Source organism: Pseudomonas sp. DW-iso3 (genome assembly GCF_058725305.1).
On record NZ_JBZXDZ010000002.1, the window covers coordinates 364467 to 376466 of the forward strand.

At 58.8% G+C, this 12000-nt stretch carries 11 protein-coding genes; 7 read left to right on the plus strand and 4 right to left on the minus strand.

The features are described from left to right. Positions 1-2: 2 nt before the first annotated feature. A complete protein-coding gene (locus AC4PS7_RS07435; RefSeq protein WP_492179352.1) occupies positions 3-212 on the minus strand; it encodes a cbb3-type cytochrome c oxidase subunit 3 in 210 nt (69 codons plus the stop codon). 1 nt (position 213) lies between these two features. After that, positions 214-1641 (minus strand): cytochrome-c oxidase, cbb3-type subunit I, encoded by a 1428-nt coding sequence (ccoN, locus tag AC4PS7_RS07440; protein WP_044287216.1) that lies wholly within the window; start codon positions 1639-1641, stop codon positions 214-216. A 166-nt stretch (positions 1642-1807) separates the two neighbouring features. Here ccoN and AC4PS7_RS07445 point away from each other — a divergent pair, with 166 nt between their 5' ends. Further along, on the plus strand, positions 1808-2302 hold the full coding sequence (locus tag AC4PS7_RS07445; RefSeq protein ID WP_044287215.1) for a hypothetical protein: 495 nt from the start codon (positions 1808-1810) through the stop codon (positions 2300-2302). 89 nt (positions 2303-2391) lie between these two features. Beyond that, entirely contained in the window at positions 2392-3063 is a 672-nt protein-coding gene (locus AC4PS7_RS07450) for a DUF3313 domain-containing protein (protein ID WP_010210394.1), read from the plus strand. Positions 3064-3112: 49 nt separating this feature from the next. Here the strand turns inward: AC4PS7_RS07450 and AC4PS7_RS07455 are convergent, their stop codons facing one another. Both AC4PS7_RS07455 and AC4PS7_RS07460 read right to left on the minus strand, forming a co-directional pair. Continuing rightward, complete coding sequence (locus AC4PS7_RS07455; protein ID WP_021493127.1) at positions 3113-4513, minus strand: DUF1254 domain-containing protein; 1401 nt, start codon at positions 4511-4513, stop codon at positions 3113-3115. A 162-nt stretch (positions 4514-4675) separates the two neighbouring features. Continuing rightward, positions 4676-5032, minus strand: coding sequence for a response regulator (locus AC4PS7_RS07460; protein WP_021493128.1), 357 nt, complete (start codon positions 5030-5032; stop codon positions 4676-4678). A gap of 240 nt (positions 5033-5272) precedes the next feature. On the opposite strand from AC4PS7_RS07460, the gene AC4PS7_RS07465 reads away from it, so the two are divergent. The 5 genes from AC4PS7_RS07465 to AC4PS7_RS07485 all read left to right on the plus strand — a co-directional run bounded on the left by AC4PS7_RS07465 (position 5273) and on the right by AC4PS7_RS07485 (position 11852). Then, positions 5273-8776 carry a response regulator gene (locus AC4PS7_RS07465; RefSeq protein WP_021493129.1) on the plus strand — a complete coding sequence of 1168 codons (3504 nt, stop codon included), beginning with the start codon at positions 5273-5275 and terminating at the stop codon, positions 8774-8776. After that, positions 8777-9607, plus strand: a complete 831-nt coding sequence (locus AC4PS7_RS07470; protein ID WP_010210399.1) for a CheR family methyltransferase — start codon at positions 8777-8779, stop codon at positions 9605-9607. Next, the gene (locus AC4PS7_RS07475) at positions 9604-10209 is read left to right on the plus strand and encodes a chemotaxis protein CheB (protein ID WP_010210400.1); all 606 of its coding nucleotides are present in this window, start codon (positions 9604-9606) and stop codon (positions 10207-10209) included. Before AC4PS7_RS07470 ends, AC4PS7_RS07475 begins: the two co-directional genes overlap by 4 nt. Beyond that, complete coding sequence (locus AC4PS7_RS07480; RefSeq protein ID WP_010210402.1) at positions 10203-11396, plus strand: hybrid sensor histidine kinase/response regulator; 1194 nt, start codon at positions 10203-10205, stop codon at positions 11394-11396. Before AC4PS7_RS07475 ends, AC4PS7_RS07480 begins: the two co-directional genes overlap by 7 nt. A 78-nt stretch (positions 11397-11474) precedes the next feature. Continuing rightward, positions 11475-11852: a response regulator gene (locus tag AC4PS7_RS07485; RefSeq protein WP_003217591.1), complete on the plus strand. Its 378-nt coding sequence runs from the start codon at positions 11475-11477 to the stop codon at positions 11850-11852. Positions 11853-12000: the final 148 nt, after the last annotated feature.

Genomic DNA, 12000 nt, shown 5'->3' on the forward strand with positions numbered 1-12000 from the left:
TTTTACATGTCCAGGTTAACCCAGCCCGGCTTGGCTTCCTCCGGCGCCACCGCGCTGATGGGCTTGCCGGTCGCCAGCTCCACGCGCCGCGCCACCTCAGGATCATCGGCAAAGGGCATCAAGCTGGCATCTTCCAGGCTCTTCTGCGACTGACCGCGCAAGCAGTACTCCACCGCGCCATACAGGCACACCACCATCAGCAGGCCCCACATCTCAGGCGATCCGCGCATCAAGCTGCGCCATGTTCACGTCAGCGACCCGCACGGTACGCCACGTGTTGTAGGCCATCAGCACCATCCCGGTGAGGAAGAACACACCACCGGCAAATCGCACCACAAACCCCGGATGGCTGGCCTGCAAGGCTTCGACAAAGGAGTAGGTGAGGGTGCCGTCATCGTTGACCGCTCGCCACATCAAGCCCTGGGTAATCCCGTTGACCCACATCGAAGCGATGTACAGCACGGTGCCGATGGTCGCGAGCCAGAAGTGCAGGTTGATCAGGGACACACTGTGCATCTGCTCGCGCCCGAACACTTTGGGGATCATGTGGTACAGCGAACCAAAGGTAATCATCGCGACCCACCCCAGGGCCCCGGCGTGTACGTGGCCGATGGTCCAATCGGTGTAGTGGGAGAGGGCATTGACGGTCTTGATCGCCATCATCGGCCCCTCGAACGTCGACATGCCGTAGAACGCCAGGGACAGCACCAGGAAGCGCAGGATCGGGTCGGTGCGCAATTTATGCCAGGCGCCGGACAAGGTCATCATGCCGTTGATCATCCCGCCCCAACTCGGCGCCAGCAAAATCAGTGACATGGCCATGCCCAACGACTGCGCCCAATCCGGCAAGGCGGTGTAGTGCAGGTGATGGGGGCCGGCCCAGATGTACAGGGTGATCAACGCCCAGAAGTGCACGATGGACAGGCGATAGGAATACACCGGACGTCCGACTTGTTTCGGCACGAAGTAATACATCATCCCCAAAAAACCGGTGGTCAAGAAAAAACCTACAGCGTTATGCCCGTACCACCACTGCACCATGGCATCGGTGGCCCCGGAATACACCGGGTACGACTTGAACCAATCCACCGGGATCGCTAAGTGGTTGACCACATGCAACATGGCGATCACCAGGATAAATGCGCCGAAAAACCAGTTACCCACGTAGATATGCCGGGTCTTGCGCCGCACCACGGTGGTAAAGAACACGATGGCATAGGCCACCCACACCACCGCCATCCACACCGCTCCAGAGAACTCGATCTCGGCGTATTCCTTGGTGGTGGTGTAGCCCAGCGGCAAGCTGATCAGCATGATCACGATCACCGACTGCCAGCCCCAGAAGGTGAACGCTGCGAGCCTGTCCGAGAACAATCGCACCTGGCAGGTGCGCTGCACCGCGTAATAGCTGGCAGCAAACTGCGCGCTGCCGGCAAAACCGAAAATCACCAGGCTGGTGTGCAAGGGCCGCAAGCGGCCGAAGGTGGTCCAGGGCAAGTCCAGGTTCATTTCCGGCCACACCAGTTGCGAGGCGATCCACACGCCCATGGCCATGCCCACCACGCCCCAGACGATAGTGGCGATAACGAATTGACGGACGACTTTGTAGTTATAGGCCTGCCCGATTGATGCTGTGCTCATGCTCAGTCCTCCCACGGTTCCAAGTGGCGGCACTGTAGGAAGCGGGGGCAAAACAAAACAGGCTCAGAAAAACCTCATTGTTGCGGATCAGTTTTAAGCCGTACGTTCAGCGGCCGCATCTGCCATGATCGGGCTTCGCAATCCGGCTCACCCAAGGAAATCTGCAATGGACGATGTACAGCAACTGGGCGAGATGCTTCGTCATTACGCCGACAGCGAAGCGCACAAAAAACAGCAATTTGACGTGCAGTCAGCCCGTTGGGCGCAAAAGCTCGATGAGTTGTTCGGCCAGATCGAGCAGTGGCTTGAGCCGGTAAAGACGGTCGGGTTGCTGGAGGTACACCGTGAAGCCTATGTTGCCAGCGGCCCCAGCGTGCCGGTGGATACGTCGACGTTCAAGACCGAGAAACTGACGGTGCAGATCACCGGCAAACCGGTGGAGTTCGTGCCCGATGTGATGGGGGTGGGTGGGTTGATCTCCGTGTCGGTCATGGGCTTGACCGCCGCGCGCCACGGCAGCGTTTCGTTGGTGTTGCCGGCGGACAAAAATGATTGGCTGTGGAAGAAGACCAATGGCCTGAAAGACCCGGACACCTTTGGCTTCGACGCGAATTTCCTCGCGTCGCAGTTGCAGAGCCTGATTCCACGCGAGAGGGCCTGAACATCTGGCGGTCGGCACAGGGTTATTTTCCCAGGATTAGCTATACCTAGAGCTCACCAATCCAGCGCCGACCGCCAGGGAGTTCACCGATGAAACTAACGCTATTGATCAGCACGCTGTGCATCACTTCGCTCGCACTGGCGGGTTGTGCCAGCAAAATCACGCAACCGGATGAATACTCCGGTTTTCTCTCGGACTACAGCCAGCTGAAAGAAGCCAAGTCGCCGTCTGGCGCTGAAGTGATGCGCTGGGTCGATCCGCAATTGGATTTAAACCGCTATAGCGCTGTGTATATCGAGCCAACGCAGTTTTACCCCAAGCCCCAGGCAACGGCAAAAATTCCGGACAGCACCTTGCGCGGTATCAACAATTACTTCAACCAGGCGCTCAAACGTGAGCTGGTCAAGTCGCTGCCCCTGGCCGAGGGCCCCGGTCCGGGTGTGATCGTAGTACGAGCGGCCATTACTGCGGTCAGCAGCAAGACCGAGGGGCTCAAACCCTATGAGTTTGTACCGGTCGCACTGGTCGCTGCCGCAGTCAGTACGGGTACTGGCATCCGTGACCAGGAAACCACCCTGGGCACCGAAGCGCAGTTTCTCGACGGTGCCAGCGGCAAGGTGCTCGCCCAGGTGGTGCGCAAAGGCACCGGTAAGCCGCTGGCTAATGATTCGCAGGTGATGAAAGCCGAGGATGTGAAAGGCGTGATCGATGGCTGGGCGTCAGATCTGCACCAGTCCTACCTCAAGTTGAAAAAACACTGAGCCCCGTGCTGGCCGGCGTGTTGGGGCAACCACCGCCGGCCAGGCAGCCCTACTTGAGCGGCGTCAGAGGCGGTAGCTTCCACTGGCCGTTACCCACTTCCGGCTTGGGCAGGTAAATGCGCAGTACGGCATAGAAGGGCGCAGGCGGCGCTGGCAACCAGTTGCTCTGTTCAGCCTTGGGCGGCTCGTGGTGCTGCAATGCCAGGGTCAGCCCACCGTCGGCGTCGCGCTTGAGGTCAGGCAACATCCGCGAATTGATCAGGTAGCGTTTTTTGTGGTTGGGCACCAGTTGCCCGGTTTTGGCGTCGTAAATGGTCAGTGACCAGAAAGCATCCGCCGGTGGCAGTTGGTCTTTGGCAAAGTGGACGGTGTAGCTGTGACGTGCGCCGTTGGCCGGTTTGCCTTCGCTGTCGACCGAGTAGGTCATGTAGGCCACTTCGTCTGCCGAGTTGCCGAACAGGCGCAGGTTGGCCCCGGCGTATCGATACAGGTAATTGTTTTTCAGGCGGTCACGGCTGCCATGCAGTTCGCCGCTGGTTACTTGATGAGTATCGATCTTGTCTTTCTTGAATGCCGCAAATTCGGCCTTGGCGTCGGCTATGCCTTCTTCCAGGGCTTTGCGTTGTTCCGCGTTCAATTGGCTGAGCTTGAACGGGGCACCCGGCGCGATGCCTATCTTGGCAAAGCGAGCCAACACGTCTTTCTCGCTGTCCTGAGGCTTGGCGTAGGCCAGCATGAAGTTCAGGTAGCGAAACAGTTGTGGGCTGTCTGTCATGGCGGCCGTGGGCTTGGGCCATTCGATTTTAGCCACCTTGTCCGGCGCCGGTTGCTTCACATAGCCGCTCAGCGGCTGCACCTTGTAGCCATTCTGGATCTGCTTGACTTTGGCCACGTCTTTTTCATCAAACAACTGCGTGCGGTAGAGCGCATACACCAGGCTGCTTTCGCTGTAGATCACCCGGTCTACGTCCACTGGCTGCTGGCCCTTCCAGTCAGGCCCCGCGACCATGTAGTGGCCGCCATTGTTGCCGGTACTGCGAGTGCCCAGGTAGGCGATGTTCTGGCTGTAAAGATCGATCAACTGCACTGAGTAATAACGATCGTCCTCGATCCGCGGCAACGTGAGCACCAACGGCTCCCTGCGCAGATCCATCCAGACGAAGGAGTAGGGCGTGTCGGGGTTGGGCTTGAATTGCGAAGTGTCTTTAGGCCCCGGCACCTGAGCGGAATGCCCCATGCGGTTAATCGGCGTCTTGAAGCGCGTGCCGCCTTGGTCAACGGCCTGGGTGTAGAGCGTCTTGTACATCTCAACGACCGGATAGCCATATAGATAGGCTTCCTTGGCGATTGCCCGGGCTTCGCCTGGGGTGGCGGTGAAGTCGGCCCAGACGCCGTTGCTCATGAGTATCGAGAGGCTCGCCAACAGCAGGCGCGTCGGTTTTCCAATCATGTTGTTACGTCCTTCCTGAGTGCATTTTGAAGAATAAGGATGAATGGCGCGGGCAGGCGCTGAGTGTCCGGCTTTAGGGGCCGAAGGTCACGTTAATCTATGGACGCCTGACGTAAAAATGCCGCCCATGGGGACGGCACTCACAAACCGGTATTAAAGCGCCTACAGCATCGATTTGACTTTGTCGCGTAACTGATCGATCGAGAACGGTTTGGCGATCACTTGCATGCCGTCCGGCACGTCGATGTTCTCGGCATATCCGCTGGCAAACAGGATGGGCAGAGCAGGGCGCAATTCGCGCACCTTGGTCGCCAGTTGCTTTCCGTCCATGTCCGGCAGGCCCACGTCGGTCATCATCAGGTCAATTACCTGCCCGGTGTTTTGCACCACTGCCAGCGCCTCTTTAGCATCGGCAGCCTCCAAGACACTGAATTCCAACTCCTCCAGAACATCGACGATGAGCATGCGCACGATGGCATCGTCTTCGACGACAAGGATGGTGGAAGGGGGTGTGGACATAATATGGAATTCCCAAAAAAGGCGAGGGTTTACACGCGGCCGTTTTGATAGGCCTCTTCCTTGAGTAAGCGCGCACTTATGACAAGTTCCCGCTGGCCGTAAAAACAATGCGATAGAAAAGACCAGAGAGAATAGCCTGTTCCTTTGTAGGAATCTGTACAAAACCGTTCTAGAAAAATGGTCTTGCTTGCGACTTTGGGGCAAACTCCCGGTTTTTCCGTATTTGGCCAAGGCATGCCCATGACTCCCGCGTCGTCCGTCGATGAACAGAGCTTTCGTACCCTCCTGAGCCGAAACGTGGCACTGCCCTTAGGTGTGGGCGTGCTCAGCGCGGTGTTTTTCGTCGTCTTGATCACCTATCTGTTGTCGGTTATCCAGTGGGTGGAGCACACCGACCGGGTCATCAATAACCTCAATGAGTCGTCCAAGCTGACGGTCGACCTGGAGACCGGCATGCGCGGTTTCCTGATCACCGGCGACGAGCATTTCCTTGACCCTTATGAAGTCGCCAAGCCGCGCATCATTGCGGACCTGCGCAACCTGCAGGAGCTGGTGGCGGACAATCCGCAGCAGGTGGACCGCCTCAAGCGCCTCGAAGCCCTGCAATACGAGTGGAACAAATACGCCCAGTCGATGATTGATATGCAGCGCGAGAGCGGTGACTACCGCAGCGCAGTCAAGGCCGGCCGTGGCAAGCGCCTGACCGACGAGATCCGCAAGGAATACGATGACGCGGTGGCGATGGAGCAGCAGTTCCGCATCTCCCGCAATGAAGAAGTCACTCGCACTACCGTGATCAGCGTCACTCTGTATCTGGTATTTGTGCTGGGCCTAAGTGGTTTCCTCGCGTATATCGGTCGGAAGAATTTAGTTTCATTATCAGACAGTTACAGCGCAAACCTCGCGTCACAACAGAAGATAGCACGCCGCCTTGAGCGACAGGCCTGGCTGCGTAATGGCCAGACTGAACTGGCCGAACAAGTGCTCGGCCAACTCACATTGAACATGCTCGGCCGCAATATCCTGCAATTCTTTGCCCAGTACATGGGCTCGGCTGTCGCGGCGCTGTATGTACGTGAAGAGCATGGTGGCCTCAAGCGTATCGCCACCTATGGCTTCTCCCGAGAGCAGGAGCAAAAGGAACAGTCGATCTATAGCGACGAAGGCATCGTAGGGCAGGCAGCCCAGCTGGACCGCCTGATTCGCCTGGACGACGTGCCGGTGGACTACTTCAAAGTCAGCTCCGGCCTGGGCGAAGGTTCGACCCGCAGCGTGCTGGTGATGCCGACCAGCGACGATGACCGCGTTAACGGCGTGGTCGAGTTGGGCTTCCTGCGCCCCCTGGAAGAGCGTGACGTCGAGCTGCTGGAACTGATCGCCGGGAATATCGGCACCTCCATCGAGGCTGCGCGCTATCGCCAGCGCCTGCAGGAAGTGCTGGCCGAGACCCAGCAGCTCAACGAAGAGCTGCAAGTGCAACAGGAAGAGCTCAAGACCGCCAACGAAGAGCTGGAAGAACAGTCCCGCATCCTCAAGGAATCCCAGGCCCACCTGGAAACCCAGCAGGCTGAATTGGAGCAGACCAACGAGCAACTCGCCGAGCAGACCGAAACCCTGGCCGAACAACGCGACGCCATGGACCGCAAGAACGTTGAGCTGAACAAGGCTCAACTTGAGCTGGAAGACCGCGCAGAAGAACTGGAGCGCTCCAGCAAGTACAAGTCCGAATTCCTGGCCAACATGTCCCATGAACTGCGCACGCCGCTGAACAGCTCGCTGATCCTGGCCAAATTGCTGGCGGAGAACCCCCAGGAAAACCTCAGCGCCGAACAGGTCAAGTTCGCCGAGTCGATCTATTCCGCCGGCAATGACCTGCTCAACCTGATCAATGACATCCTCGATATTTCCAAGGTCGAAGCCGGCAAGCTCGAAGTGCTCCCGGAAAACGCCAGCGTGGCACGCTTGGTGGACGGCCTGCGGGGAATGTTTGAACCGTTGGCGGCCGATCGCAAGCTGGGGTTCCAGGTGGACGTGCAGGAAGGTTCGCCGACCATGCTGTTCACCGACCGCCAGCGCCTGGAACAGATCCTCAAGAACCTGCTGTCCAACGCGATCAAGTTCACTGAACAGGGTGAGGTCAGCCTGTCAGTGTCCCGCGCGCCGGGGGAGGGCATTGCCTTCACGGTACGCGACTCCGGCATCGGCATTGCGCCGGACCAGCAGGAAAGCATCTTCGAAGCCTTCCGCCAGGCGGACGGCACCACCAACCGCCGCTATGGCGGCACCGGCCTGGGCCTGTCGATCTCCCGCGACCTGGCGACCCTGCTGGGTGGCTATATCAGCGTGAGCAGCGAACCAGGCAAGGGCAGTGTCTTCACCTTGGTAGTGCCGGAGCAGTACGTAGAACGCGAAGAAGACGCCGCGCCGATCGAGCAGCCCCGCCAAGTGGTGGTGGCGCCCGCTCCGGTTCCGACCCCTGTGAAGGTGTCCGCGTTGCCGGTAGCCGATGTTAGCCAGATCCCGCGTTTCGCCGACGACCGCGACAAGGCCCCGTTCGCCACGCGCTGCATCCTGGTGGTGGAGGATGAGCCAAACTTCGCGCGTATCCTCTTCGACCTGGCCCACGAGCTGGGCTACAACTGCCTGGTGGCGCATGGCGCCGACGAAGGCTACAGCCTGGCCGAAGAGTACATTCCCGACGCGATCCTGCTGGACATGCGCCTGCCTGACCATTCCGGGCTGACTGTGCTGCAACGTCTCAAGGAACACGCCAACACCCGCCATATCCCGGTGCACGTGATTTCCGTGGAAGACCGCGTAGAAGCCGCCATGCACATGGGCGCCATTGGGTATGCCGTCAAACCCACCACCCGCGAAGAGCTCAAGGACGTGTTCGCGCGCCTGGAAGCCAAGCTCACCCAGAAGGTCAAGCGCGTGCTGCTGGTGGAGGATGACGACCTGCAACGCGACAGCATTGCCCGCCTGATCGGCGACGATGACATCGAGATCACCGACGTCGGGTACGCCCAGGCCGCCCTGGACCTGCTGCGCACCCATATCTACGACTGCATGATCATCGACCTCAAGCTGCCGGACATGCTCGGTAACGAGCTGCTCAAGCGTATGGCGACCGAGGACATCTGCTCATTCCCGCCGGTGATCGTCTACACCGGGCGCAACCTGACCCGCGATGAAGAAGCGGAACTGCGCAAGTATTCGCGCTCGATCATCATCAAGGGTGCCCGCTCGCCAGAGCGCCTGCTGGATGAGGTCACACTCTTTCTGCACAAAGTCGAATCCCAGCTGTCTCATGACCGCCAAAAGATGCTCAAGACCGCGCGCAGCCGTGACAAGGTCTTCGAGGGGCGCAAGATCCTGCTGGTGGACGACGATGTGCGCAACATCTTCGCCCTGACCAGCGCCCTGGAGCACAAAGGCGCCGTGGTGGTGATCGGGCGTAACGGCCGTGAAGCCATCGACAAACTCAATGAAGTCGAGGACATCGACCTGGTGCTGATGGACGTGATGATGCCGGAAATGGATGGTTACGAGGCCACAGCCTTGATCCGCCAGGACCCGCGTTGGAAAAAACTGCCGATCATCGCGGTGACGGCCAAGGCCATGAAGGACGATCAGGAGCGCTGCCTGGCAGCAGGTTCCAATGACTACCTGGCCAAGCCGATCGATCTGGACCGTCTGTTCTCACTGATTCGCGTATGGCTACCGAAGATGGAACGCATTTAAGTGGAGCGAACTTTTTTGGAAAAAAGCAGCGATATTGAGCTGCGCCTGTTGATTGAGGCGATTTACCTCAAGTACAGCTACGACTTCCGCGATTACTCCGGGGCGTCGGTGAAGCGCCGCGTGGCTCACGCGCTGCGCCAGTTTGATTGTGCGACCATTTCCGCTTTGCAGGAGCGCGTGCTGCACGACCCGGCGGCGTTCATGCAGTTGTTGCAGTTCCTGACGATTCCGGTAAGCGAAATGTTTCGCGACCCGACGCACTTCCTGGCGATCCGCCAGGAAGTGGTGCCGCTGCTCAAGACCTACCCGTCGATCAAGATCTGGATCGCCGGCTGCAGCACGGGCGAGGAGGTGTACTCGATGGCCATCCTGCTGCGCGAAGAAGGCTTGCTGGAACGCACGATCATTTACGCCACCGACATCAACCCGGCGTCGCTGGATAAAGCCAAGCAGGGCATCTTTTCCCTGGAGAACGTACGCGCCTACACCGCCAACTATCAACAGGCCGGCGGTCAACGTTCATTTGCCGACTACTACACCGCGGCCTACGATTACGCGATCTTCGATAAGACGCTGCGGGAGAATGTCACGTTTGCCGACCACAGCCTGGCAACCGATAGTGTATTCTCAGAAACCCAATTAATTTCGTGCCGCAACGTACTGATTTATTTCAATAAAAAGTTGCAGGATCGCGCGTTTGGATTGTTCCATGAGTCGCTGTGCCATCGCGGTTTCCTGGTGCTGGGCAGCAAGGAGACGCTGGATTTCTCCGTGTACGGCAAACAGTTCGAACCCTTGGTCAAACAGGAACGGATCTACCGGAAACTATGAATCAAGCGGCTGCCAGCCCGGCATCGGTCCGGGGCATAGAAGCGATCGTCATCGGCGCATCCGCCGGTGGCGTGGAGGCGTTGCTGACGATATTCGCCGAGCTGCCTGCCGATTTCGGCTTGCCGATCATCACCGTATTGCACTTGCCGGACGAGCGTCGCAGTCAATTGGCTGAGGTGTTCGACCGCCGCGTGGCCATGCCCGTGGTCGAAGCCCGCGACAAGGAAGTGATCAAGCCGGGCACCCTGTATTTTGCCGGCCCCGGCTATCACCTGTCGGTGGAGCATGACCGCAGTTTGTCCTTGAGCCAGGAAGACCGCGTGCACCACTCACGGCCGGCGATTGATTACCTTTTCGAATCCGCCGCCGATGCCTATGGCAAGGGCTTGCTCGCCATTTTGTTGACCGGCGCCAACCATGACGGCGCCCGCGGCTTGGCCCACGTGAAGCAACACGGCGGAACTACAGTGGTGCAAGACCCCACTGAAGCACGCGTTGCCGTCATGCCTCGCGCAGCCCTGGCGCTGCACACACCCGACCACATTCTGACGCTGAGCCGCATTGGCTCATTGCTGGCTTCCCTGGAATATTCCCCATGTTAAGTACTGTCCAGGCCAAACTGCTGATCGTCGACGATCTGCCGGAAAACCTGCTGGCCCTGGAAGCGCTGATCAAGCGCGAGGACCGCCAGGTATTCAAGGCATTGAGCGCAGACGAGGCCTTGTCCCTGTTGCTGGAGCATGAGTTCGCCATGGCGATTCTCGATGTGCAAATGCCCGGCATGAACGGTTTCGAGTTGGCCGAACTGATGCGCGGAACCGAAAAGACCAAGAACATCCCGATTGTGTTTGTCAGCGCAGCCGGCCGTGAACTCAATTACGCGTTCAAAGGTTATGAAAGCGGTGCCGTGGATTTCCTGCACAAGCCGCTGGATATTCATGCGGTGAAGAGCAAGGTCAACGTGTTTGTCGACCTGTACCGCCAAAGCAAGGCGATGAAACTGCAGGTCGAGGCCCTGGAGCGCAGCCGTCGTGAGCAGGAGTTGTTGCTGACACGCCTGCAAGCCACTCAGGCGGAGCTTGAACAAGCCGTGCGCATGCGTGACGACTTCATGTCAATCGTCGCCCACGAAGTGCGTACGCCCCTCAACGGCCTGATCCTGGAGACCCAGCTGCGCAAGATGCACCTGGCCCGGGACAACGCCGCCGCGTTCACCCTGGACAAGATGCACGCCATGGTCGACCGCGATGAACGCCAGATCCAGAGCCTGATCCGCCTGATCGAAGACATGCTCGATGTGTCGCGCATCCGCACCGGAAAATTATCGATACGCCCAGCGCGTTTCGACCTGGCCCAGCTTGTCAGCAACCTGGTGGAGAACTTCGCGCCTCAGGTCGCAGCGGCTGACTCGTCCATGGCATTGGTTGCCGACGGCCCGGTAGAGGGCCATTGGGACGAATTCCGCATCGAGCAGGTGGTGACCAACCTACTGACCAACGCGCTGCGTTACGGCGCAAAAAGCCCGGTCGAGGTGCGCGTGTACAGCGAACATGGCGAAGCCCGGGTAGAGGTGCGCGACCATGGGATTGGCATCAGCGCAGAAAACCAGAAGCGTATTTTCCAACAGTTCGAGCGCGTGTCCGCCAGCCAAGTGGCGGCGGGCCTGGGCCTTGGGCTGTTCATTTCCGAGCAGATCGTTGCAGCCCATGGTGGCACCATCGAGGTCGAGAGCCAGATAGGCGAGGGCGCCTTGTTCCGGGTATGCCTGCCGTTGCAGGCCTCGGCATGAATTCAATCGTCACCTCGACGCAACCTCTGCGTGACCCCATGGTCGTAATTGCAGCAACTGACCGGACTAAGGCTTCCCATGAGTGAAGATGCACAAGATGTCGTACTGATCGTCGAGGACGACGAATCCATTATGTTTGTGCTGGGTGAATACCTGGCGGGCCTGGGCTATCGGGTGTTGAAGGCGATCGATGGGGAGCAGGCCTTTGAAATTCTAGCGACCAAGCCGCACTTGGATTTGATGGTGACGGACTACCGTTTGCCGGGCGGGATTTCCGGCGTGCAGATCGCTGAGCCCGCGATCAAGCTGCGACCGGAATTGAAGGTGATTTTCATCAGCGGTTACCCGCAGGAAATCCTCGACTGCAACAGCCCCATCACGCGCAACGCGCCTATCTTGGCCAAGCCGTTTGACCTGGATACGTTGCAGGAACACATACAACGCTTGTTGGCGTGACACGTCCTTGTGGCAATCTGATTAACCGCGTTGAACGCGCCGCCGACGCCATTTACATACGCGTCGAACAGCGGCGCCCGGTGGGTCGATTCCGTTCCAATGCGAACACCCTCTCCGAATTGATCACGTTAAATCGTCGTACGCTGAA